17 protein-coding genes and 1 pseudogene are annotated in these 24,286 nt (G+C 56.1%); 7 read left to right on the top strand and 11 right to left on the bottom strand.

The window, feature by feature from the left end:
• Positions 1–40: 40 nt before the first annotated feature.
• Positions 41–1,162: an N-acetylglucosamine-6-phosphate deacetylase gene (gene nagA, locus RBB75_RS04345; RefSeq protein ID WP_353069674.1), complete on the bottom strand. Its 1,122-nt coding sequence runs from the start codon at positions 1,160–1,162 to the stop codon at positions 41–43.
• Positions 1,163–1,527: 365 nt separating this feature from the next.
• On the opposite strand from nagA, the gene RBB75_RS04340 reads away from it, so the two are divergent.
• The 4 genes and pseudogenes from RBB75_RS04340 (at position 1,528) to RBB75_RS04330 (ending at position 10,102) form a co-directional block, all read left to right on the top strand.
• Entirely contained in the window at positions 1,528–2,673 is a 1,146-nt protein-coding gene (locus RBB75_RS04340) for an SIS domain-containing protein (RefSeq protein WP_353069673.1), read from the top strand.
• A 339-nt stretch (positions 2,674–3,012) separates the two neighbouring features.
• Positions 3,013–3,444: pseudogene (locus RBB75_RS21095) on the top strand (Ig-like domain-containing protein); the annotation flags it as partial.
• 255 nt (positions 3,445–3,699) lie between these two features.
• Entirely contained in the window at positions 3,700–9,513 is a 5,814-nt protein-coding gene (locus RBB75_RS04335) for an Ig-like domain repeat protein (protein WP_353069672.1), read from the top strand.
• 7 nt (positions 9,514–9,520) lie between these two features.
• Complete coding sequence (locus RBB75_RS04330) at positions 9,521–10,102, top strand: outer membrane beta-barrel protein (RefSeq protein WP_179639489.1); 582 nt, start codon at positions 9,521–9,523, stop codon at positions 10,100–10,102.
• A 116-nt stretch (positions 10,103–10,218) separates the two neighbouring features.
• Here RBB75_RS04330 and RBB75_RS04325 read toward each other — a convergent pair whose 3' ends face one another.
• The 10 genes from RBB75_RS04325 to trxB form a co-directional block, all read right to left on the bottom strand.
• Complete coding sequence (locus RBB75_RS04325; protein WP_179639488.1) at positions 10,219–11,634, bottom strand: APC family permease; 1,416 nt, start codon at positions 11,632–11,634, stop codon at positions 10,219–10,221.
• Positions 11,631–12,329: a YggS family pyridoxal phosphate-dependent enzyme gene (locus RBB75_RS04320; RefSeq protein ID WP_353069671.1), complete on the bottom strand. Its 699-nt coding sequence runs from the start codon at positions 12,327–12,329 to the stop codon at positions 11,631–11,633. The genes RBB75_RS04325 and RBB75_RS04320 overlap by 4 nt, the downstream gene beginning before the upstream one ends.
• 428 nt (positions 12,330–12,757) lie before the next feature.
• Positions 12,758–13,537: an AAA family ATPase gene (locus RBB75_RS04315; protein ID WP_353069670.1), complete on the bottom strand. Its 780-nt coding sequence runs from the start codon at positions 13,535–13,537 to the stop codon at positions 12,758–12,760.
• Between the two features lie 187 nt (positions 13,538–13,724).
• Entirely contained in the window at positions 13,725–14,981 is a 1,257-nt protein-coding gene (locus RBB75_RS04310) for an amidohydrolase family protein (RefSeq protein ID WP_353069669.1), read from the bottom strand.
• Between the two features lie 259 nt (positions 14,982–15,240).
• The gene (locus RBB75_RS04305) at positions 15,241–16,542 is read right to left on the bottom strand and encodes an alpha/beta hydrolase (RefSeq protein WP_353069667.1); all 1,302 of its coding nucleotides are present in this window, start codon (positions 16,540–16,542) and stop codon (positions 15,241–15,243) included.
• A 24-nt stretch (positions 16,543–16,566) separates the two neighbouring features.
• On the bottom strand, positions 16,567–17,058 hold the full coding sequence (locus RBB75_RS04300; protein ID WP_353069666.1) for a hypothetical protein: 492 nt from the start codon (positions 17,056–17,058) through the stop codon (positions 16,567–16,569).
• On the bottom strand, positions 17,055–17,408 hold the full coding sequence (locus RBB75_RS04295) for a PadR family transcriptional regulator (protein WP_353069665.1): 354 nt from the start codon (positions 17,406–17,408) through the stop codon (positions 17,055–17,057). The genes RBB75_RS04300 and RBB75_RS04295 overlap by 4 nt, the downstream gene beginning before the upstream one ends.
• Before the next feature lie 55 nt (positions 17,409–17,463).
• Positions 17,464–18,177, bottom strand: coding sequence for a hypothetical protein (locus tag RBB75_RS04290; protein WP_353069664.1), 714 nt, complete (start codon positions 18,175–18,177; stop codon positions 17,464–17,466).
• A gap of 92 nt (positions 18,178–18,269) precedes the next feature.
• Positions 18,270–19,181 carry a DUF3592 domain-containing protein gene (locus RBB75_RS04285; RefSeq protein WP_179639482.1) on the bottom strand — a complete coding sequence of 304 codons (912 nt, stop codon included), beginning with the start codon at positions 19,179–19,181 and terminating at the stop codon, positions 18,270–18,272.
• Between the two features lie 46 nt (positions 19,182–19,227).
• Positions 19,228–20,181 (bottom strand): thioredoxin-disulfide reductase, encoded by a 954-nt coding sequence (trxB, locus tag RBB75_RS04280; RefSeq protein WP_353069662.1) that lies wholly within the window; start codon positions 20,179–20,181, stop codon positions 19,228–19,230.
• 84 nt (positions 20,182–20,265) lie between these two features.
• Between trxB and RBB75_RS04275 the strand changes: the two genes are divergently transcribed.
• The 3 genes from RBB75_RS04275 to RBB75_RS04265 all read left to right on the top strand — a co-directional run bounded on the left by RBB75_RS04275 (position 20,266) and on the right by RBB75_RS04265 (position 24,281).
• Positions 20,266–20,466: an allantoinase gene (locus RBB75_RS04275; RefSeq protein WP_179639480.1), complete on the top strand. Its 201-nt coding sequence runs from the start codon at positions 20,266–20,268 to the stop codon at positions 20,464–20,466.
• An 88-nt stretch (positions 20,467–20,554) separates the two neighbouring features.
• Positions 20,555–21,352, top strand: a complete 798-nt coding sequence (locus RBB75_RS04270; RefSeq protein WP_353069660.1) for a hypothetical protein — start codon at positions 20,555–20,557, stop codon at positions 21,350–21,352.
• Positions 21,339–24,281: an IPT/TIG domain-containing protein gene (locus RBB75_RS04265; protein WP_353069658.1), complete on the top strand. Its 2,943-nt coding sequence runs from the start codon at positions 21,339–21,341 to the stop codon at positions 24,279–24,281. Before RBB75_RS04270 ends, RBB75_RS04265 begins: the two co-directional genes overlap by 14 nt.
• Positions 24,282–24,286 lie beyond the last annotated feature (5 nt).

Genomic DNA, 24,286 nt, shown 5'->3' with positions numbered 1-24,286 from the left:
ACAGATTCGGTTCGTCTGTCGCAAGAGTTAGTGATTCTCCTCAAGCAATCATCGATCTTCCCGACAAGAAGGTTTGTATGACCTCGGCTGACGATGATAGTACGGCGATGTTGGCCGTGCGGCCCTCTTCCAGGCTACCCCAGCTGTCATCAATGCCCATCAGTCGAGAAGGGTTTCGTGATGCGGCAGCGACAGCTGTCCCCAGGTTTGCTCCGGTAAAGTTCATGAGGTTTTGTACTCCGCGGTCGAGAGTCAATACGCTGCCTGCAAGAACACCATCGGAGGTGCAACGCCCATCACGCACCTCCACATTCATATCGCCCAACATATAAGTTCCGTCTGGCATTCCAGTAGCACTCATGCCATCAGTCACCAGAATGATGCGGTCTCTCTCTTTGGCTTTGAAGAACAGCCGAACCATTAAGGGGTCTACATGAATGCCGTCACAGATAATCTCGGCAAACAGAGAATGCTTGTCCAGCACATAGGCCGCTAGTCCGGGCTCTCGATGGTCGATAGCCCGCATTGCATTGAATGTATGGGTCGCGGAACGCGCTCCAGCTATAAAGGCCGCCTCTGCCTCGCAGACCTTGGCGTCACTATGTCCCATGCTGCAACGAACCCCCAGTGCAGTTGCGTGCGCGATCAATTCAATCGCTCCGGGCAACTCGGGAGCAATCGTCATAAGGCGAATTTGGCCCTCTGCTGCCTGCCAGAAACGATCGAAGAGTGAGATAGATGGCGCTTCCAACAAGGCATCCGTATGTACACCACGCTTCAAATGCGAGAGAAACGGCCCTTCCAGATGTATCCCTAACGGAGTAGCACCATGGCCGGCAGACTCAGCCCACCGCCTGATCTCAATCGCGAGTCCCGTCAAAGAGCGTAGAGTCTCGTCCGTCGGAGACGTCACTGTAGTTGGAAAGTATGCTCCGACGCCACGGCTGGAAAGGTAGGATCCAATCGCGTTTAGCGCCTTCGAGTCGGCTTCCATAACGTCGTGTCCAGCGCAACCATGAATATGTATGTCGACATACGTTGGTACCAGGGTGGCCTCACGAAAGCTATGTGTTGCCTGCACCCGTTCATGATCAGCGGCATTCAGACTGGCTATCTGGCTGATGCGACCATCTTCCACTGTTACCAACGGATACTCGATCACCAGGCCTGAATTTATGAGTCTTCGTGCCGCTATCGTACTAACCATTGCTGCCCTTTCATCGACTCCACGCTGAACGCAAACTCTAGTTAACCATGTTCTAAACCTTCGCGGAACCCCGTGAAGGCGATAAGCCAGCGGTACTACTTTTTGTAAACAAGCTCTATCATCTACATCGCAAGTCCAGTATAGTCGTACATACAAGTATATGGATATAAGATTTGTTCTCCAGGCGAAGTAATCCACCGTCAAATTCGGCGTCCAGCGTAATTCAAGCTGCCGCTCTCGAGAAATGCACATATCGTCTTCAACGGTCAGTTACTCCAGCCATTCGTAACCGCAGCTAAACCATTGGGATGCCAAAGCAAATGACAGAACCGACGCCCATTCCTCAGGAACTTGTGACATTTCCTCACTCCATGCTGCGCGAGATCTATGAGCAGCCCCAGGCCCTTGCCGCGACGATCGAGCGATATGTTCCAGGCGGCGTCTCGACAGCAGAGATGTTTCAACCGGTTCTTGATGCACTCGGAGGGCGAGAACGGCTTGTTATTGCCGCCAGTGGTTCTAGCCGACACGCAGGTCTCGCCGGTGAAATCATGCTTGAAGATCTGGCTGGAATCTCTGTCGATGTCGAATACGCAAGTGAATATAGCTATCGCTCAACGCATACGCTACATAACCCCGGTGTTGTCGTGATCTCCCAGTCCGGGGAAACGGCCGATACACTAACCGCTCTCCGAGAAGCCCAGGCCCGGGGACTTGCCACCGTCGCAATCACCAACAATGCTCGTTCCAGTATGGCAACCGAAGCGAGCGCTTCAATGCCAACTTTCGCCGGCGTCGAGAATGCCATTCCGGCAACGAAAAGCTTTACCACGCAGCTCGCAGTACTCTATTCTCTCGCCCTTCACTTGGCTCGCGTTCGCGGGCGCATGACGCTCCAGGCTGCCGAAGCGCACGGCCGCCAGCTTCAGGAGATCCCGAGCCTCCTTCAAGCCGCATTGCCGGAATGGCAGAGACAGATTGAGGCGTTGACGCCTCAGCTGGCAAGTTCTCGGACGCTGCTTTACCTCGGTCGCGGTGCTCACTATGCGATCGCCCGGGAAGGCGCGCTCAAGCTTAAGGAGTCCGCCTATTTAAATGCAGAAGGATATCCCTCGGGCGAGTTGAAGCATGGCCCCAACGCTCTTGTGAGCAAGGACTCTCCGCTAATCATGATTGCTACTGCTGACTCTGGCGATCCCGACTCCTTGTTGCGCTACTCCAAGGTCCTTCAGTTGATGAAGGACATGCGGACACAAGGTGCAAGAATTATCGCTTTGGCGACCGAGGGTGATCAGGAGGTCCCTCAGTGCAGCGACTCCTGCCTCTTTATTCCCGCGAGCAACGATTTACTCTCAACCATTCTAGAGGTCGTTCCATTTCAGCTGCTTGCCTACTCACTGGCGATCAGCCGCGGCATCGATGTTGATCGGCCCAGAAATCTGGTCAAGGCGGTCATAGAGGAGTAATTCTCGGGCAGCGCTTCCGCTCCAATCCACCTGGCACTCCGACGTGCATCGGAAATAGCTCTCGCTCTAATAATTCCGACCTTCGCCATATCTAGGCGCCGTATCGTCGTGCTCCTTCATTTTGAAAACTCCTCCCAACTACTGCATAGCAGTGATTTAGCTGGCCGCAAGCAAATCCTTTGCCATTCCACTTTATTTGGACTTCTCAAACTGCACCTAGCGTGACTCGGGCCAAACGAGACATCGCTATGGTGCAACTTTCGTGTAATAGGTACTGCTCAGTCAGAAGGTTACGGTGGGTACTAAAGTTTGGTTGAAGTAACGAGCCAAGGGGACCCTATGAAGCGCTTGTTTCACCGTTCGCCTTGTTTTCCTGTCTCGGTATTTATAAGCACTTGCCGCACACGAGTTTTTCTTTCCCTCGTGTTGATGTCAATTCTTTCCTCCGCGGCCTTTGGAATAACGCCCAATCCAACGCCAACTGTCACGACGTTGGCAATCTCAGCTACTTCGGTTGCTTATCAAACGCCCATTACTTTGACGGCAACCGTTACAGCGGGAAACTCGCCAATCAATGCCGGCTTGGTGCTTTTTTGTGAGGCGACAGCAAAGTTTTGCGAAAATAACTCTGCTTTGGGTATTGCCCAACTGACCTTTCCGGCTGCAACCGCATCCGTAAAGATCGGTAGTGGACCGATTGGAAATCACAGCTATAAAGCGGTATTTAAAGCGAATAATATTTATGCCGCTAGTGAGTCGAATACAGTCAGCTATGCAGTTACGGGAACTTATGGTTCGACCCTAACTTTGGCTTCTACAGGTACAGTCGGAAACTACAGCCTCACAGGAACGGTGGCAGGTTTTGGCTCGCTTAATACAGGTCCCACCGGTACTATCTCGTTTCTAGACACCAGCACAAGTAACAGTCTGCTCGGTACTGAGAACCTAACGGTATCTACGCTCTCGACAACCTTTCTTCAAAATCAGCCATTTGCAATAGGGGGAAATGGAACAACCCTGCGGTCTGTGGCAATTGCGTCGGCCTATCTCGATACCGACAACAACCTGGATGTCGTAACCGGAGACGCTGCGCAGACAATCTCTGTACTTCTTGGAAATGGGGACGGAACTTTCAAGCCGAAGGTAAATTACTCTGGCTGCATCGTAGGAAAAGCGCTTCAGATTCTCCTTGCTGATTTCAATCGGGACGGTGTCACTGATATCGCCCTTGGTTGCTCCGACGGAACGAATGGTGGTCTCGTGATCATCCTCGGCAGCGGGGACGGCAAATTTAAAACACCAGTTTATTATCCAACGGGCGATGTCGCGAGTATTGCCATTGGAGATTTCAACGGCGATGGTCTCCTGGATATAGCACTCTCCAATAAGTCACAGCAGAATGTCACAATTTTTATTGGCGATGGAAGCGGCAAGTTTGTTCCCGAGACAGTACCTCTTCTCACTCCCGCTCTCGCACATGGGGTGGTTGTTGCAGACTTCAACATGGACGGCAAAGACGATGTGGCCTATGCAGTCGATACCGCATCGCCCAACAGTTCATTGTCAGACCTATACCTCGCGTTTGGTAATGGTGACGGCACATTTCAGGTGCCAACGTCACCTGTGGCAACCAAAATAGGTGAATTTCTTACCGCCGGTGATACAAACGCAGACGACTTCCCGGATGTTGTAGCTAGTTCCATCACTCGACCGGGTAGCGGAAATAACAACGTCGGCAACAGTCTTTTCGTTCTCCTCGGAGATGGAAAAGGTAACTTTCAGACAACAACTTACGTATCCGACATCCCGTCTGATCCTCACCTTGCTGACGTGAACGGAGATGGAATTCCTGACATCATTGCAGGAGGTAGTACTGGCGCGCTCGTTTATCAGGGCAATGGTGATGGAACTTTTCAGAACTATCAGGAGCCTGGCATAGGTGGCTTCGCACTGACATACGCCGTAAATGCCGGAGACTATAACAACGACGGCAATGCAGATCTCATCGGAACCGATGCGGACACGCCTCGTGCAGCGGTTTCGTTGAGTCAGGTCCAGCAGACATCCGTTGCCTCCGCCCTCACTCATGTAGCTGTCTTTCCACTTGGCAGTGGCGTTCATCAAGTGGATGCGAGTTACTCTGGTGACTCTATCTACATAGGTAGCCTGTCTGCCACAGTGCCGCTAACTGCCGCACCAGTAAATACCGCACTCACTTTGACGGCATCTTCAACTTCAGCAATCTTGCCCGGGCAATCAATAGTGTTGACTTCTGTACTGTCCCCCTACACGGTTGGACCGCCGACTACGACGACCAACAATGAGCCCATTCAATTCTTTACCGGGACTACCCTTCTTGGCTCTGGAAGCTTGGTGAACGGAGTCGCCACACTAACGACAACCGCGCTGCCAGTGGGAGCCGACGTCCTCTCGGCCGCATTTGCTGGAGACTCAAACTACAACCCCAGTAATTCGAATACGGTTACGGCCACAGTTTCTAATGTCCTGCTAAGTTCTTCACCCAATCCCTCAATTTATTCGCAATCTGTTACCTTCACTGGGACCGTAGCTACTGGAAAAACCGGAACAATAACCTTCTTCGATGGCACGACGAGCATCGGAAGCGGTGTCATATCCAATGCCAACGCAACACTCGCAACTTCTAGTCTCTCGGTGGGCAGCCATAATATCACCGCACAATATGGTTCTAATAAGTCCCCCGTCCTCGTTCAGGTCGTCAATAAAGCGACACCGACTGTAAATGTTGTAACCTCTGGGCCTAGCAATTACGGCGCCACTGTTACGATCACAGCTTCGATCCCGACTAATGCGACGGGCACAGTTGTCTTTACGAGTGGCAGCCTCTCTCTTGGCTCGGGAACCGTCGCTGGCGGTACAGTATCAATAACTACGACGCTGCTGTCGCCGCCAAGCGATCTCATCACCGCCACTTATAGCGGAGATGGCAACTACAACTCGGCCGTGGGGACTACTACCCAGACTGTAGCTAAAAACAGCCCCACCTCGACCTTGACATCGTCAGTAAATCCCTCGCTGCCCGGGGGAACGGTCACTTTCACAGATACGTTGTCGGCAAATGTGACTGGTACAGTGTCATTCACAAGCGGCTCGACCCTTCTGGGGAGTTCAACGTTGACGAATGGGGTCACCACACTCACTATTTCGACGCTTCCGCTTGGCAATAATCTCATCACTGCGACATATGGCGGAGATGGGAACAACAATGCTTCCAGCTCTACCTTGACTCAAGTCGTTGCAAAGTTAAATCCATCGGTGACAGTTACAACCTCCGGCTCGAGCATCTACGGCCATTCCGTCACAATTACCGCGTCTCTACCGGCCGGCCCAACTGGCACGATCACGATCACGAGTGGTGGTGTAACGCTGGGATCGGGCTCTGTCACGTCAACTTCCGGAACAGTCACGATATCGACTACCGTATTGCCGGTAGGTAGCGATCTGATTACGGCAAACTACAGTGGAGACAATGTCAATAACCAGGCGACGGGTTCAACGACCCAGACGGTAACAAAGGCATCTCCTACTGAGACGCTCTTGTCGTCGATCAATCCGTCCGCGGCGAATCAGTCTGTGGTCTTTACCGCGTCTGTCCCGACCAATGCAAACGGAACCGTGACCTTCGTGAGCGGTTCAACCACTCTGGGAACATCGCCCTTGGCCAATGGTGTGGCAACGATAAGCAGCACAACGCTGCCAATAGGTCCCGACACGATCACAGCGACCTACAACGGGGATGCCAACAATAACACCGCGACAGCGACTCTGACCCAGACCGTGAATAAGGCGACTCCGACGGTGGTAGTTACTACCTCTGGTCCGAGCACATATGGAAATCCCGTCACGATCACGGCAACGGTCCCCCCTGGTACCACAGGCACGATAACGATCACCAGTGGAGGAACGAGCTTGGGTTCTGGAACAGTAAATCTGACAACCGGAACTGTAACCGTCACTACGTCGACCCTGTCTGTTGGCAGCGATCCAATCACTGCTTCCTATGGCGGGGATACGAATGACAACCCAGCCACTGGCACTACCACACAGAACGTGACCAAGGCCACTCCGGCCGTAACGCTGGCCTCCTCCACAAACCCATCTGCGGTGAATCAGTCTGTGACTTTTACCGCCTCGCTTCCATCTGGCGTAAGTGGCACGGTGACCTTTACCAGTGGTTCAACTCTCCTCGGCACCTCAACGATATCGAGTGGAACTGCAACCATCTCCACCTCTACCCTGCCGACAGGCAACGACATAATCATTGCGACCTACAATGGAGATACCAATAACAACTCCGCAACCGCAAGCCTCACCCAGTCTGTCGGAAAAAATACGCCACCTGTGACGGTGACCACCTCTGGATCCAGCACCTATGGCGGGTCAGTCACAATAACGACGACTGTTCCTCCTGGTACAACCGGCACGATCACGGTCACTAGCGGCAGCGTAACTCTTGGTTCAGGAACAGTGAATCCCACAACTGGAACGGTGACGGTCACTACGACCACACTTCCAGTAGGCAGCGATCCGATCACGGCCTCTTATGGGGGCGATACAAACAACAACCCAGCAACAGGCACCACAACCCAGACTGTCACCAAGGCCTCTCCTCAAGAGATCCTCTCTTCGTCGATCAACCCATCGGCCGCTAATCAAGCAGTTGTCTTTACAGCATCCCTTCCACCGAGCGCGACCGGAACAGTAATCTTCTCTAGTGGGTCGACTGTTCTAGGTACATTCACATTAGTAAACGGTGTAACTAGTGTAAGTACTTCGACGCTCCCAATTGGCTCTGACCCGATCACAGCTACGTACAACGGCGACACGAACAACAACTCTGCAGTCGCAACTCTGACCCAGACAGTTAACAAAGCTACGCCAACCGTTATCGTCACTACCTCTGGTTCGAGCAGCTATGGAAACCCGGTTACCATCACGACGACCGTGCCTCCTGGCACAACGGGCACAATAACGGTTACTAGTGGCGGTACGACGTTGGGGTCTGGCACAGTAAATCCTACGACTGGAACCGTGACAATCACCACAACGGTGCTCCCGGTGGGCAGTGATCCGATCACAGCCTCCTACGGCGGCGACACAAATGACAACCCGGCCACTGGCACTACCACACAGAACGTGACCAAGGCTAGTCCGGCCGTAACTCTAACCTCCTCCGCCAACCCATCTGCGGTGAATCAGTCTGTGACTTTCACCGCCTCGCTTCCATCTGGTGTAACTGGCACGGTGACCTTTACCAGTGGTTCAACTCTCCTCGGCACCTCAACGATATCGAGTGGAGCTGCAACCATCTCAACCTCCACCTTGTCGACAGGCAACGACATAATCACTGCGACCTACAATGGAGATACCAATAACAACTCCGCAACCGCAAGCCTCACTCAATCCGTCGGGAAAAATACGCCGATTCTGCCCCCGCCCGTTGTGTCGTCGTCTAACCTACCCATCGATACACCTGAGACTATTAGCGAGACAGTTCCGGCAGGCGTTACGGGTACAGTTACTTTCTCCAACGGTACGACTCCATTAGGTTCGGCAACCATTGTTAATGGCGTTGCCACTCTTACGGTCCCATCGCTTCCGCTAGGAGTTGATTCCATTACTGCAGCCACCTCAGGAGACGCGAATAATAACCCGGCTGTGTCGCCACCTACTCTCGTCACGGTAGGAAAGACAGCAACTGTTGTGACCCTGACGTCATCGGCTAATCCATCGGCAGTTAGTCAGCTTATAACTTTCTCTGCAACCGTACATCCTGGTGCAACTGGTTTGGTGGCCTTTCTCGATGGCTCAACCACCCTGGGAACTGGAGTAGTCAATACCTCAGGAGTCGCGATCTTTTCCACATCTGCATTGACGATCGGCTCTCATCCCATCACCGCATCCTATGGGGGCAACTCGAGCTATAGCTCATCGATCTCTTCGGTGTTAGTTCAGGTCATCAGTAAGATCCCAACCGTCATCACTATCACTGAAAGTACGCCTGCCCAACTAATCCAAACCGGAATTACCTTCACGGCCAACGTCACCGCTTCGAGCCCAGATGCTACAGGAATGGTAACGTTTATGGATGGCACGACCATACTGGGAACAGCTACTCTCTCATCGAACGGAGGTGTTGCTGTGTCGCTTAGCACTAATGCTAATGCGGCTCTCCTTACTTCCAAGCTCGCCACGGGCTCGCATCAGATCATAGCAATTTATTCGGGAGATAGTTCCTTTGCTCCTAGTACGTCGGCACCTGCGAATGACGTCGTGGAAGATTTTACAAACACAAACAGTGGCCCCACCAGCCAGAACGTCTTCCCGGGATCGACGACCAGCTATAACTTTAGTCTTGCCCCCATTAGTGCTACGACCTTCCTCAATGATGTGACACTAACGGTCGCAGGCCTACCGCCAGGTTCAACCTATACTCTTACTCCATCCACGGTAGCTGCTGGCAGCGGAGTCACTGGAGTTGTTCTTAATATTCAAACCAGTAGCTCCCTCCGTGCAGAAAACCATCCACTCCAAGGCACGCCTGACACAAGAAACGAGCTGCCAATCGTTGCTGGAATGCTGGGAATTCTAGGGCTCGGAACAATCCGAAAGTTGCGCAAGAAGCTGCCTCGCACTTTGATGCTTGCCTTGCTGGCACTCGGCTCTCTTTTACCAATCGCTGCACTTAGCGGCTGCGCAGGTGGGTACTTTACTCTCACCCCCACAACCTACACCGTCACGGTAACCGGTGTCGAAGGTCCCGTCCAACATGCCGCAACCGCCACTTTGATTGTTCAGTAGGAGAGGAATGATGCATCTTCGAAGCGTCCTGCTGCTGACACTTCTATCCGCTTTGTCCGGGGTTCTGCATGCCCAGGCCATATCGACGAGTGGAAACAACTACGAAATCCCGCGGTTCGAGGTGGGTGCCAACTATAACTACTTCCATGCGAACGCACCCCCGGGTCAGTGTGGTTGCTTCTCGCTCAATGGAGGCAGTGGAACTATATTAATGAACGTGACGCCCGTGTGGGCCGCAGTGGCCGATATCGCAGTAGCCCACGCTAACAATGTGGATAACACTTCGCAGAACATCACTATTATTAACTATCTCTTTGGCGTGCGGTACTCTCGCCGAAATTCAAGTCGTTTCGTACCTTATGGCGAAGTACTGTTTGGCGGAGCGAAAGAGGATGTCAATTTTCAATTCACGATCAATCGCAACTCGTTTGGTTTAGCTGCAGGAGGAGGCGTAAGCACTCGACTAAAGCGAAAGCTGGGCATGACCATCGCTCAATTTGACTATGTCTACACGCAGATCCCCAACGCCGCGAACGACCGTCAAAACAATATTAGAATTAGTACAGGTCTCACATATAACTTTCGGTAGCATGAGTTGACGAACAGGCCATAATTGCCTGTCTAAAATGATTTTTTTCTCAAACCCAAGGGTCTCAACTGGCGAAACCTAATGAGTTATCAAATCTATTCCAATTGGCTTCTGCGCTAGTTCTTTTCTGTCCGCCTTCGGATGCTGATGTAGCGCAGCGCATAGACAATGGAGCCTGCTACCAGGATTAGTTCGGCTGTCCTCATCTCCCGCAAGAAGTTCGGTCTCGAAAAGAGAATAAAGACAAATCCACTTAGCGCCAGCAATACTGGCAGTGGGTACAGCGGCATCCGAAACCCTTGCGTCTTACGCGCGAGACGATGCTTCGGCAGCAGCACGGCCGTTCCCTGCAAAAGAAATTGAAACAAGATGCGAATTACTACAAGAGTCGTAATGACCTCCTGAAGCCTGAAGATGCAACACATCAGGGTTATGCCGCCCAGGGTCAACAGGGAGTGCGTTGGGACTCGATATTTTGGATGTACAACTCCAAACCATGAGGGGAAGTTACCGTCCCGAGCAGCGGCAAACGGAATTCGCGAATATCCAAGCAATAGCGCAAACACGGATGCAAGCGCTGCAAAAGCGATTAGCAGAACAATTACTCCGGCGGCGGCATGCCCGTACAGCTTCTCCATGAAGACTGCCATCGTGAACATGCGGGCGTGGCTGTCGGTATTCTGTGCCATCTCACGCCATGGGAGTACGCCAAGAACGCTTATGTTCATCAGCAGATAGAGTGTCGCGACAACGCCGATTGAGCCCAGTACGGCTCGGGGAATAGTCTTTTCGGGATCGCGGACCTCAGCGCCCAGAAAGCATATCCCGTAATAGCCCCAATAGTCGTAGGCAGAGATCAGCATCCCAGCGCCGAGGCCGGCGAAGAATGCCGAGTTGATATGAAAGGCACCGGCTGGGAAGTCGAAGGCCAGATGCGGGTTGAAGTGGGTAAATCCAACCACAATCAGCAAGATAAGTGTGAGACCTACGGCAACTCCGAGCCAGCGTGCGATTCGGCCGATGGCGAAGATACTGCGGTGCAGAATGATCATGGCGGCTACGCACGCGCTCATTGCAATTAGCGTCTGTCCGCTCAACACCACCGGAACACCGAGCAGCGAGGTGGAGGCGAATGGACGGCTCGTGTTCGGAAGAAAGAAAGAGAGGTATTGTGCGAATCCTATACACCCGGAGGCGATCGAGAGGGGGGCGCTGATCAGGACCTGCCAGGCGTAGAGAAAAGAAAATGCCCGCCCCCAGGTCTTCTCTCCATAGAGGTGCTTCAGGTAGGCGTAAGAGCCGCCGGCCTCCGGATAGGCGGTGCCGAGTTCGCTCCAGATCAGGCCGTCGCAGAGGGAGAGGAGGGCCCCCATCAGCCAGCCGAGCATCGCCTGCGGTCCACCCATGACCCCGACGATCAGGGGCAGCGTGACGAATGGGCCGACTCCGACCATGTCGATGATGTTGAGGCCCAGCGCAGCGCTGGTGGAGAGGCCGCGATGGAGCTCACCTGCTCTGGGCTCGGAGTTCATCCTGCGCTGGCCACGATCCGTTTGCCGAAGAGGGCGGTTCCAACGCGGACGCAGGTGCTGCCCTCTTCGATCGCTACCTCGAAGTCGTTCGACATGCCTATGGACAACTGGGTCAGCTTCGGGAAGCTGGCGACTGACTGGTCTCTCAGCTTGCGGAGGTCGCGGAAGGAGGGCCTTGCCAGCTCTGCGTCCTCGGACCACGGTGGAACCGTCATCAGGCCTACGGCTTCTACCGACTCCAGCGGCTCTATCGCGGCGAGCAGAGCGGGTAGTTCGGCTGGGTCGAGGCCATGTTTGGACTCCTCGTGGCTCAGCTTCACCTCGATCAAGATCGGCAGCTTCTTTCCCAGTGCTTTGGCGGCCGCGTCGAGCCGTTGTGCGATCTTCAGCGAGTCGACGGCGTCGATGGCGTGGAACAGCTCGGCTGCGCGGGCGGTTTTGTTGGATTGGAGCGGGCCGATGAGGTGGAACTCGGCGTCGTTCAATGCGGTGAGGTGCTGGGACTTTTCCTGAAACTCCTGTACCCGGTTCTCGCCGAAGAGGCGCTGGCCGGCGGTGTAGGCTTCGAGGATGACCTCGACCGGGTGGACTTTGCTGACTGCCATCAGGGCTACTTCGCTGTCGGAGCGGTTGGCTCGTCGGCAGGCTTCGTGGATCTGTTGGTGAAGGTGTTCGAGGTTTCCGGCGATGGACATGCTCTTTGCATCTTATCGTTTAGCACTTGCAGCCTTCGGCTGCCTGATCACCGGCGCGTTTTTCATGTTTCACAAGTTCTAGACGTCCCCTGACACCTCCCCCCTCCCCCTTGAGGGGTATTTTGGGCGTAAAGTGTTTGGATGGAGTGGTTTGCAGAGGGTATGCGGCTGTAAAGTATTCCACCGAAAAGACTTACTTGCAAAATATTGTTTCTAAACGGGTTAGAGCGATGAAAAGGGCGTAGAACTTATCCACCTGTGTTCCGTGCCCATATTCCCCTGTATCCATTATAGAGATTGCTGCATAACTCATACGCCACGTGATTGTTCAGTGCTGGCGCGGGTGTTTACGTTTTGTGGACTTGACATGGTGTTTTGCTGGTGTTTCGGTGGTGTTGCGTGGTGGTTTTTTTGCCTTGGGCCAGGAGCTACGGCTTGTCGGGTTCTCCGAAGAGGGAAGGGGGCTCCGCGAAGAGCTCTTCCAAGAAGCTGTCGCGGTCGTTGGTGAAACGGCGGACGATCTGAAGGGGTGCAGTGTCTTCGTAGGAGATCTCGTGGAGGTGGCCGTCGTCGAAGGAGAAGATCTGCGCGCCCGGGTAGCCGAGAAGGAGGGGGGAGTGGGTGGAGATGAGAAACTGGGCGTCTTTGTAGTGGCGGAGAGTGTCCCGGATGAGGATAAGGAAAGACAGCTGGCGCTGCGGGGAGAGGGCGGCTTCGGGTTCGTCGAGGAGGAAGAGGCCAGAGTTACGGAACTTGTTGTCAAGAACGGTAAAGAATGTCTCGCCATGAGAATGGTTATGGAGTGAGACCCCGCCATAGCTATCAATGATCCTTCCACCCGAGCCTGGGTCCTTATCCCATTCGTCGATCTGCGTCGCAAGGCTGAATAGACTTTCTGCACGAAAGTAGAATCCCTTTCCAGTGCGTATATCGAATGAAAGCCGCAGAGCTCGCGTAAGTCGTTCAACCGATCGCGAGCTGTCGCTGGTTTCGAACTGAAGATTTCGGTTGCCGCCTTCGGGGCCGAAGCCGTAGTGGGCGGCGATGGCTTCGAGGAGGGTGGATTTCCCGGTGCCGTTTTCTCCCGCGAAGAAGGCGATGCGGGAGTGGATGAAGATCTCGGGCAGGGAGGCGATAGTGGGGACGGAGAAGGGGTAGACGGTCCAGTCTTCCACTCGTTCGCGCAGGAGGGTGATCTTTTTGAGCATGGGATGGAACGGAACTTGGTTTCTTCAGCATAACCTGCGAATTTATGCTTTTGAGAGGTGCGCGGCAATACAAGAGACTTGCTGTAACGCATACGCCACACTATTGTTCAAGGCTGGCGCGGGTGTTTGCGTTTTGTGGACTTGACACGGTGTTTTGCTGGCATCTCGATGAAAAAGTTGCACACCTTCACCGTCCGCGCAGCAGCAATTCCTGCCCGGTAATGAAACGGTGTTCAATTCGTTGTGTGTTGCTGAAATCACGAAGAGGATTCCCGGCGAGGATTAGGAAGGTTGCTTCATCACCTTCGGCGATGGAGCCGATCTTTCGGCCGGGAAAGATGGCGTGAACGGTATCGGTGCTCCAGAGGCGAAGGAGTTCCGTGTCGCTGAACAGGTGCAAATTTCTGATGACCTGAACTTCACCGACAGAATCCGTGTTGTAGCCATCAAAGCCGAGGGCCAGGTGTACACCGGAGGAGCGCAGGAGCTCGACGTTGTATTTCGTGAGCCTGCGGTGTAACTCGTCCAAGTTCGGATCTCCGGTCTGATAGTCGGAGGCGAATAAGGTCAGAGTAAGCGAGATATGCTGTGCCGCTGCTTGGCGGGCATCTTCGGAATGGATCTTGTACATGCGTTCGAGCATGTCGCCTTTGGCAAAGACCAACGGTGCGTGAGCGAACTCATCGATGCCGGAGATGACCCCGACATGAAAGTCGTGCGCTGTGTTGATGTGCGCGCTGACCCGCAACCCCGCAGCATGGGCCTTCTGCACGACCAGCGGTAGCAGTTCGGGATTGAGTCCAAGTCCATAACCTTGCTGCACATGTTCGCGATAGTTTTCGGTGTCAAGTAAATAGACCTTGATGAAGTCGGGCTTACCCGCAAGAATCAGGGGCCACTTCCGCTCCAAGTCAGCCCGCGTGTCGATGACAAAGTACGCATCGTTTTCTTCGAGACGGCTGGCGTCGATCTGCTGGGCGTGCTCCGGCTTGGTTTCGCCGTGGTAGCCAAGCGCGATGCTCTCGTAGATGCCGGCAGGATGACTGCGCGTTCCGGTAAGACCACCGTGCGCATACGCTATGTTGAGCGGATCGCCCCAACGGTGCAGTTGCCCGGCGGCCTCGACGGCGGTTCGCCGGGGGTCCGTCATCGACTTAGCGGAGAGTACCCCGTCATGGATATACAGTGATGTTTGCTTGTCCAAGTCCGCTAAGTGAGAAAAGTTGTGACAGTGGGCGTCGCCGTACGCTGGCACTAGAAAGCGATGCTGAAGCGATAAGACACGCTCGATGTGCGCAGGGCGGTTCCGGGTAAAGCGGCCAGCTTCATCAACAAACCATGTTCCCCGTTCAAACTTATTTCCATCAAACCAGTTCGCATTCCGGAGTTCCAGCGTCTGTCTTTGGCACACCCGCACCGGCGCAGGTAAGAGGTCTGCCTGCAAGACTTTTTCCGGATCGCATTGCCCCGCTATCAACCCAAGGCATAGAACAAGGTTGAGAACTCTCATACCTGAGACTGTAACTCACAGACCTTTGCAGGCGAGCGACACACACGTGCATGCCATGCTCGTACTCTTCAAAAACGCAGATGCACCAATCCGCAGTTCACTGAGGCTGATCAGGCCTCGTAAATGCGCATTTGTCACCCTGGTTTTTGGCTATGCTGCACACGTTCCCTACCAGAGGAAGTCTACGACCGCCTCAATTTCCTGGGAGAGTCGCGATGAATGCGTTCATCTCACGGAGGGTGTCGGCTTCATTCGATTTGAAGACGTAGTGGTCGGCGTTTGGCAGGCGAACAATGTGAGCTGATGGTACGCCAGACTGGAATGCGTCCGCCTGAGCCGTGCAGCGAGCCTCGTCTTCTTTAATAATCGCTGCCTTCCCTTCCGGAGTGGTGTGGAAGTGGAAGTTATCGCCGAAGGCATGCGGGCACGCCACGATGGAGAGGATGGGAGCGGGGATCTGCGTGTATTTTTGCTGCCCGAACATGATCGCTAAACCAAGCGGCGGAGGCGGCGGCGGGTATGGAGGGAGCATCTTCGCCAGGTCATTTTTTGTTTTCTGCAGATCCTTTTCGAGTTGGGCGACACTGGTCAGCATGTTGTCCACAAACTTCGGCTCCAGCACAGCGCCTGCCTGGAGCGCATCGATCTGTGTTCTGACGTCGACCATATCCAGAAATAAGTCGGTGTTGGCGTGGTTGTAGAAGGCGTAGGGGAAGGCTGCATCGAGATAGATGAGTGCGGCGACTTTTTCCGGGTGCCGGCTTCCGATGGAGCTTAACTCTTCGCCGGCGATCGAGTGGCCGACGACGATGGGTTGGTTTAGTTTGAGGGCGCTGATGACAGCCAGGACATCGTCTCCGAGGCGGTCGGCGTTGTAGTTGGCTACGGTGGCGGGCGGTACGCTGGAGGCACCGAAGCCGCGGCGGGTAATACCGTAGACGTGGTAGTTCGGAGTTAGCTTGAGCGCGAAGTTGTCGAATACGTGGGCGTCGTTGCCCAGACCGCTGAGGAGGACGAGTGGGCGGCCGGTGCCTCCCCAGTCGAGGACTTCGAGTTTGACGTCTGCTTCAACGGGAACGAACTGGACCTTGTGCGGCGTGGAGTCGAGCGGCCATGCGGTGGCTTCGGTGGCACGGTTGAAGGTGAGGGGTTGGGATTTGCCCTGCGTGAAGGTTCCGGCGATGGAGTTTCCGTCTGGAGAGATCGTTCCTTCATACGACACGTGGTAGTCGTCGACGGTGAATTTGATAAGAGCGCCTGTGATGGTGAGGGTCGTCGTGGGGTAGGTTTTGTCCGCCTGGTTGATCGTGTAAAGAGTCCCTTTCCAGGAGTCGATGGTGCTGTTTGTCTCGCCCTTTTCGATCTTCAGCATGATGCGGAGTCCCTGCGACTCGTCAGGTAGTGTGGCTTGCCAGGAGCCGACAGGATTTTGAGCGTGGAGTTGGCTTGCAGCAGAGAGTGTGATGGCTATAAGTCTCAGGGCCAGTCGCTTCATCTTGGATCTCCTATCTTGGGTCTCTTATCTTGGGTCTGGGGATTGTGGGTTGCGGGTTGAGAGGGATCTTTCAGACGAAGAGATGTTGAGATCGGCATAGACGGCAGGATTGACGTCGATTCGATAGAGATGCCAGTAAGTGAAGCTGTGATGAACTCTGGAGGAGGAGACCAGGGGAGAGTGGGAGAGTCTTGGTTGCGGACCCTGCGGGCCGAAGAGATGGGTGTAAGTTGATATGGCAACGATGGAGAGGAACGCTGCATGGACGATTCGGCGCAGGGGAGGCGTCGAAGAGATCTCCGAGTAAAAGCCAGAGGGCTGTGGCTGGGGGTGAAGCTGGGCGTCGAGATGTTGAACGAAGAGCGAACGCATGACGTCGAAGAGAAGTTGGAAGGAACGGCCTTCGCGGGTCTGCTCGTCGAAGATCCAAAGCATCTCTTCGCCAAAGCGATCCCGGAAGGAGTAGGGATGGAGATGAAGGAGGGCGCGATAGAAGAGACGGATAGGCGAGTTCATACTCTGCGCGGCCTCTTTTCGTTGAGCGTCTGTCTTGCCTCGCGTACTACGTTGTGCAGGCGGTCTATCTCTGCCGAGAGCACGGTGCGGCCTTGGGCGGTAAGGCGGTAGAGTCTGCGGGTCTCATCCTCAGAGAGAGAAGATTTTGGAGCGTCGATGACGAGTCTCTGGTCCATGAGCCTTTTGAGATTGTCGTAGAGTGTGCCAGGGCCAAGTTTGTAGTGCCCGTGTGACTGGCGCGCGATCTCCTGGATGATGCCGTAACCGTGGAGGTCTTCGGCGGCAAGTGCCAGAAGGATGTGAAGCGTGGCAGGGGCGAGAGGCGGGTTGTGGCTGGGGTCAGGCTTCATGGTCGGAATCCGACTATATCAGATTCCGACTATATGTCGCATTTTGTTTTTATATTTAGTCGGCGACCATGAGCTCGCCGGGGACGATGGGGCGGGTGCGCGGGAGACTGCCTCGGTAGGCGGCTAAGCCCATGAGGAGAAGGGAAGCGGCGAAGATGGCTAGTTTCGTCAGGCTGGCTGCGCGGGTTGCGGGGAGGGTCTTCCAGAAGAGCAGCAGGATGGCTTGTGAGATGGTTACAGCCCAGACGGAGCCGTAGAAGTAGCGGCGTTCTGTTCCTTCGCCTTTGGTCGAGGGTCGGACGCGGGGGAGTACGCCCAGAGCGCCTAAGAGCAGGATGGTTCCGCAGAGAGGTAAGTAGGCGTAGTGGTAGATCTGCTGCATATACCAGTGGCCGATGGCTGCGGCGAGGAGGAGTCCGGTGAGGTTGAGGAGAGCGAAGGTGAGGACTGCGCTCCAGGCGAAGGTGTAGCAGACGCGGCGGTAGAGGGGGTTGGGCTTGTCCTCGTCGAAGCGAAGGATGTAGGGGCGCGGCTCGGAGCCGGGAAGGCTGCCGCGCAGGGCGGCGATGCCGGTGCCGATGAGGACTGCGATGAGCCAGGTGAGGTTGCCGCTTCCGAAGCCGTGGGCGAAGAGCGAGAAGGTCAGCGGGCCGGGGGCGAGGAAGAAGACCCAGATCCAGATGGGCCAGTGGGCGAGGCGGTAGAGGGCGGTGTTGCGTTCGCGTATCTTGCGCTGCTGAGCATATTCGACCTTGCCGCTGTATTGCATAGGGGTGAGTCTCGCAGGGGTGTTGAGGGCGGGTCAATCGACCAGGTTGCGGTTTAGCGGCCGTGTTCTTTTACTCATTTGAGAGATGGTCGTCATGAGTGATCGATGGGTGCCGAGCTTCGCGATGCACTGTACAAGATAGCTAAGGCGGCTGAATAAAAAGCCATCCAATGTCCGGAGAATCCTCTCCATACTGTCGCAGGAGGATTTGTACCATTTTCTCCATTGGGAGCATTGACCATGAACAAAAGAAAGTTGACCACTGCATACCCTCCAAAGGCGTAGACCATGTAACGCATCCAGTCAGGGGAATTTCTTAAGACGACCTTCCAGAAATCCTTGCGGTTCGTAGTCCCAACGAGTCTTTGGGCAACTAGCACTGCAGGCAGCCACACAACGAAGACTCCCATGTGAAGAATCCAGAAAAAGGATTCGGGAGCTACACGCTTCCCCATCACGGCGCCGAGATGGACCCACAGACTCAATACGAGACCTACGACGGAGAGAGCAATAAAGATTGGAAGAAGGGAGCTGATCGACGACGGTATTGACCTTGGTGGTGGCAACGACGCGAGAGGTACTGGTGTGCGGCTCTGAAGCAACAATTCGACGTCGCGTTCGAGCAAAGCAGAACGTGAAGGCTTTTCCGGGTTGTAGTGAACTGCTATCGCCTTACCTTGAAGATCGCGGATGAATTCGTCGGCCTCTTCTGCGGCGGGGATGTCGCGAGTGTAACGGCCAGAGTAGCTGACGCCAGCGAAAGAGTAGGAGTAGAGGAGCTCCGCTAGATAGTGACCGCTTTTGACGGTTAAGGAGAAGCCAGGTTTCGAGATTTGTGCAGAGTCGATCCGTCCATCGGCAAGTGGCCAACTCTCTCCTCTGCCCCGTTGTAACCAATGCCAAGCTGGTTTAGCTGCGCCGATTAACGCAAATGCCGCCCACGCGTAAACCATCCAAGGCCATGTCGAAGGACTACTCCAGACTATCGGACCTGCAATCTTCATCGTGCGTCGGTTCTCCTGCGAAGATCGTCCCGGATAGCTTACTCGATCAGCGGCCGTGTTCTTCGAGGTACTTTTCGACCTCGAGGGCGGCCATGCAGCCGGAGCCGGCGGCGGTGATGGCCTGGCGGTAGCGGCGATCCTGGATGTCTCCGCAGGCGAAGACGCCGGGGATGATCTCGCCGTTATGGGTGGTGAAGACGTTGTTGCGCGTCTGGATATAGCCCTCGGGGTCGAGGTCGATCATGCCGCGGAAGGCTTCGGCGTTGGGGATGTGGCCGATGGCCAGGAACATGAAGGCTACCGGCAGAACGTACTGCTCGCCGGAGACCTGATTTTTGACGCGGAGGCCCTTGACGTCCTTCTCTTCTACGCCGAGGACCTCTTCAACGATGGTGCTGGAGAGGAAGCGGATGTTGGGGTGAGCCATGGCGCGGTCGAGCATGATCTTGGAGGCGCGGAACTTCTCGCTGCGGTTGATGATGGTGACCTTGGTGGCGAAGCGGGTGAGGAAGAGAGCCTCTTCCATGGCGGTGTCGCCGCCGCCGATGACGGCGATCTCTTTGCCGGAGGCGAAGAAGCCGTCACAGGTGGCGCAGGAGGTGACGCCGTGGCCGATGAGGGCCTGCTCGGAGGGGAGGTTCAGCCAGCGTGCGCTGGCACCGGAGGCGATGATGAGGGTACGGGTGTGGATGGTCTCCTTGCCGAGGTTGAGGGCGAAGGGACGTTTGGTGAGGTCGATGGAGCTGAGGTGGGCCATGCGGAGTTCGGCTCCGAAGCGGACGGCCTGCTTCTTCATGTTCTCGATGAGGTCGGGACCCTGGACGCCCTCGGGCCAGCCGGGAAAGTTTTCCACCAGCGTGGTGATGGAGAGCTGGCCGCCGGGCTCGTGGCCTTCAAGGACGAGCGGCTTGAGGTTGGCGCGGCCGGTGTAGATGGCGGCAGTGAGTCCGGCGCAGCCTGAACCGAGGATGACAGTGTCGTGCGTTATGTTTTCGGGCATATAAGCTCCACTAGTGTAAATGCGCCACGGGGGGAAAAGATGCAAAGCGGGGTTTTTGGCGGGATTAGTGAAACAATTGAGACTATGGCAAACCTGACCCTGGTGTATGGAATGAGGCTGTTACCTGCGGATGAGATCGCGTCCGTGGGCGAGGCGCCTGTAACCCTGAAGAACGGCAACGAGGCGCATGTGACGCTGCATGTGCTGGAGGGCAGCCGGGAGCAGATTGAGGCGCAGCTGCGGATGAGCATCGACGCGTTCTTCGACTTCTACCCGGAGATCTAGCTGCAAGGTGGCGCAGTGTACGGAAACAGGACAACCGTTCGTAACGTGACTCTCCTGACGAAGAACAAGGAGAGGACGGAGGGACGGGATGGCCTGCATGGCTGGGATGCTGCGAGTTTTTTTTCGGCTGCGCGCCGTTGCTGTGACTGCGCTGCTGGCGGCTTCGATGGCCTGGGGCCAGGCGGCTCCCTCTGCGGGAGCGCAGATGGTTACGGATGTTCTACACGAGATGTCGGACCGGGCAGGCGTCATCTTCATGGGGCAGGTGCTGGCGGTGCGGCTTCCCGTCGGTGTTCGGCCAGCGTCAGGGGTCGTCGAGGTTGATTTTCGCGTCGATGAGGCGATTCTTGGGTGCAGAACCGGCCAGCCGTACAGGTTGCGGGAGTGGGGCGGGCTTTGGGCCGGTGGCGCTGAGCGGTATCGCGTGGGACAACGCCTGCTGATGCTGCTGCATGCTCCGAGCGCGGGCGGGATGAGCTCGCCGGTTGAGGGGCTTGATGGAGCTATTCCGATTCGCCAGGGCGCGGGGGTGAGCCCGGGGAAGGCCGGTGTCGTGGCGGAGAGATTGGTGGCTCCGCCATCTTCGTCGTCGTTTGTCGACCTTCGATGGCTGGGCGCGAGGTTGCCGCGTACGGTGGCTTATCGCAGTGAGGCGGTGAGGCCAGCGAGTACGTTTCCTCAGCTGGGTGCGACTGGGCCGGGTGCGACTGGGCAGCAGGCCGGGCAGGTGGTCGCAGCGGGATCGGTTGGCAGGGAGGTATCGCCGGTTCAGCCGCTTGGATACACCAATGCGTCGGATGCATCGACCCCCGCGCAGCAGGCTTCGGTGGATGTGGTGCTGGGGTTGTTGAACTCATGGCAGAAGGCGCAGCATGTCACGCCCTGACCCCAGCTTACGAACTCGAACCGAGATACGACGGCAGACTCTTTGGACGATGGCGATCTTGTGGTTCGCGAGCGCGGCGACGGTTTGGGCCGGTGGGCCGCGCTGGGTGACGGGGCCACCGTACTTTACGACCTCCGGGGTTCCGGTGGTCTGGTACACGAATCAGCCGCTTTATTTTACGGACCCCGGCGATCTGAGCTCGAATGTGAACCATGCGGCTGCGGATGCTCTTGTTGCGGCGGCAGCCGCGGTGTGGAATGTTCCGACCGCGAGCCTGGTGCTTTCGCACGGTGGCGCGCTCGAGGAGCATGTGAGCGGAGCGAATGCTTTTCTCGGATCGAATGGGCCAATCTTTCCGGCGGATGTCGAGAGCAGCAACTATCTGGCCAAGCAGATTGCCGTCATCTACGACAGGGATGGTTCGGTCACGGATCTTTTGCTGGGCAGTGGAGCGAGCGACCCGTCGGGGTGCCTGCAGAACGGCGTGACCGAGAGCGTTGACTCGATCGTGCCGGCGGGTTTCATTCAGCACGCGATTCTTATCCTCAATGGCCGATGTGCCGGGCCTGCACCTCAGCAACAGATGCAGCTGCAGTACCAGTTGATGAGGGCGTTTGGGCGCGTGCTTGGCCTGGGGTGGTCGCAGACCAATGACAATGTCTTTACTGACAGCCCGCAACCTACGGTCAACCAGGCGCTGTACTGGCCGGTGATGCATCCGATCGACATTATTTGTAGCTCGTATACCTACCAGTGCATGCCGCAACCGTTTACCTTGCGGCCGGACGACCTGTCGGCACTGGCGCAACTTTACTTCATCGCTCAAGGGCAGGCGGGCCCGGGGAAGCAGGACAGCCTGCTGAATGCGAATGAGCTTAACGGTCATATGAGTTTTCCGGGCGTGGAGGGGATGCAGGGGGTGAACGTCGTCGTACGTCGATGGCCGCAGTTCACGCTGCCGGCGCAGATTGAAGACTGGTACGTTGCTTCCGGTGTCTCGGGTTCGTTGTACCGTCAATCGAATGGCAACCCGGTGACGGGTACGGATTCGTCCATGGCAGGGAGTCAGGGGACCCAGGACTCGTGGTACCAGGGATATACGTTGATTCAACGAATACCGATGCTCCCCGGCAGCTGGCAGCAACTGATTCTGGAGACCGAACCTGTCAATCCGCTGTATACGGGGCAATATGCGGTGGGACCTTACATCGCCAATACCGTGGCACCCTCCGGCTCGGACCCGGTGCTTACTGAAGGAATCTACGGCAGCTACGCGCAAGCGCATCTCGATTGGGAGACCGACAATCCAGTGACCGCCTGCAACTCTGGCACGGACGGGACGGAGGCTGCTCCCGCGGCAGTGCCGGCGCAGGGATGGTGGCAGGATCAGCTTTGCGAGTATGGGCACTCTGCGTGGTCTTCGCTCTCGGTCAAAGCCAATCGCTCGTTGACGGTTGAGGTGACGGCGGAAGATGAGCAGGGGTTCGCGAGCAACGTAAAGGCGATGCCGGTGATCGGCGTGTGGAACGCGACGGATGCGCTGGGCTCATTGCCTGGAGTTGCCAGTGCAGGTGAGGCCTTTAATGGCGAGGCAAACGGCATGACCAGGCTGGCCACCTCGTTTACGCAACCGAATCAGTTACGAATTGGGATCGCGGATCAGCGTGGCGATGGGCGGCCTGATTTCAACTATGGGGCGCGCGTGCTCTACGCAGACTCGTTGAGCCCAGCCACGATGAACGCGTCGGGAGGCGTGATTACCATCACGGGAATGGGCTTTCGCACCGGAGATACGGTGACCGTCAATGGGGTTGCAGCAACGGTTTCGAGTTGGACTGCGAATACGATTGTGGCGACGGCACCTTCGATTCATGCTCTGGGGTCCACGACCGGGCTGGTGGCCGATGTTGCTGTGACGGATCTGTCTACGGGGGGGACGACGGTGATGACGCAGGCGCTGAGCTATGCCGCGCCGGTGCCTGTGTTCAGCCTGGTGAGTGCGCCATCGGGCCTGGTGCAGGCTGGGTTGAGTGCTGCGACGCCGTTTGCGGTGAAGGTGTCAAACGGCGATGGGGCGACTCCAGTGGTGGGTGAGGAGGTTACGTTTACTGCGACCGCAGGCACGGTGCAGTTCGCCGCCTGTGGGACGGCCAGCTGCGTCGTCAACACGGATGCCAACGGAATGGCATCGACGCTGGTGACTCCTTTAAGTTCGGGTACGATTGCGCTGCAGGCGGCTGGAGTCGATGGCATGGTGGCTGCTTCCTTCATGGCGGCGGCGCGGGTGCAGACGGCGATTGCGGTGCAGGCGATGGAGTACATTGCTGCGGGCACAACCTTTGCATGGACTCCACAGGTCAGCGTGAGCGATAACTTTGCCGCTACTGCAGGGGTGCCGGTTGGCTGGCAGACGACTTCGGGTGTTGTGTCGGTGGCGCCGGCCAGCTCTGTGGTGAACTCGCAGGGGATTGCGCAGACGGTTGCGACGGCTGGCCCGTTGGCGGCGGGTGCTGAGGCGACGCTCTCTGGCTGTGCGTGGACGAACGTCTGCGCTTCGTTTACTACAGCGGGCGTGGATCTTGCGGACCTGCGGGTGATCGCGGTGAGCGGAGCCAATCTGATTGTTCCGGCGAATGGAACAATTGTGCCGGTTGTTCTGCAGGTTACGGATACGGCGTCTCATCCTGTTGGGGGGGCTGTGGTCCAGATCTTTGAGACTGTGAGGGCCTGGCAACCGGCGTGTCCGAATCGGGGGCGTTGTCCTATCGCACCTGTGCTTGCCTCCTCGCAGTCTTTTGCTGTCTCGGACGCGAACGGACTGTTGACGGTTGTTCCGCAGCAGATCCCGGGCATAGCTGAGACGACGAACCTCGCCGTGGGTACAGGCACACAGGGCTTCCTCTCGCTTACCTTGCAGAAACAGCCCTAATTTTT

Source organism: Tunturibacter empetritectus, from assembly GCF_040358985.1.
In the GTDB taxonomy this organism is placed as follows: Bacteria; Acidobacteriota; Terriglobia; order Terriglobales; family Acidobacteriaceae; genus Edaphobacter; species Edaphobacter empetritectus.
Note: the sequence above shows the minus strand (reverse complement) of the source record. Positions and strands in the feature narration are given on the sequence as shown.

Coding starts and splice junctions, on each gene's coding strand:
- RBB75_RS04340 (WP_353069673.1), top strand. CDS start 1,528: ATGACAGAACCGACGCCCATTCCTCAGGAACTTGTGACATTTCCTCAC.
- RBB75_RS04330 (WP_179639489.1), top strand. CDS start 9,521: ATGATGCATCTTCGAAGCGTCCTGCTGCTGACACTTCTATCCGCTTTG.
- RBB75_RS04325 (WP_179639488.1), bottom strand. CDS start 11,634: ATGAACTCCGAGCCCAGAGCAGGTGAGCTCCATCGCGGCCTCTCCACC.
- RBB75_RS04320 (WP_353069671.1), bottom strand. CDS start 12,329: ATGTCCATCGCCGGAAACCTCGAACACCTTCACCAACAGATCCACGAA.
- RBB75_RS04315 (WP_353069670.1), bottom strand. CDS start 13,537: ATGCTCAAAAAGATCACCCTCCTGCGCGAACGAGTGGAAGACTGGACC.
- RBB75_RS04305 (WP_353069667.1), bottom strand. CDS start 16,542: ATGAAGCGACTGGCCCTGAGACTTATAGCCATCACACTCTCTGCTGCA.
- RBB75_RS04300 (WP_353069666.1), bottom strand. CDS start 17,058: ATGAACTCGCCTATCCGTCTCTTCTATCGCGCCCTCCTTCATCTCCAT.
- RBB75_RS04295 (WP_353069665.1), bottom strand. CDS start 17,408: ATGAAGCCTGACCCCAGCCACAACCCGCCTCTCGCCCCTGCCACGCTT.
- RBB75_RS04290 (WP_353069664.1), bottom strand. CDS start 18,177: ATGCAATACAGCGGCAAGGTCGAATATGCTCAGCAGCGCAAGATACGC.
- RBB75_RS04285 (WP_179639482.1), bottom strand. CDS start 19,181: ATGAAGATTGCAGGTCCGATAGTCTGGAGTAGTCCTTCGACATGGCCT.
- trxB (WP_353069662.1), bottom strand. CDS start 20,181: ATGCCCGAAAACATAACGCACGACACTGTCATCCTCGGTTCAGGCTGC.
- RBB75_RS04275 (WP_179639480.1), top strand. CDS start 20,266: ATGGCAAACCTGACCCTGGTGTATGGAATGAGGCTGTTACCTGCGGAT.
- RBB75_RS04270 (WP_353069660.1), top strand. CDS start 20,555: ATGGCCTGCATGGCTGGGATGCTGCGAGTTTTTTTTCGGCTGCGCGCC.
- RBB75_RS04265 (WP_353069658.1), top strand. CDS start 21,339: ATGTCACGCCCTGACCCCAGCTTACGAACTCGAACCGAGATACGACGG.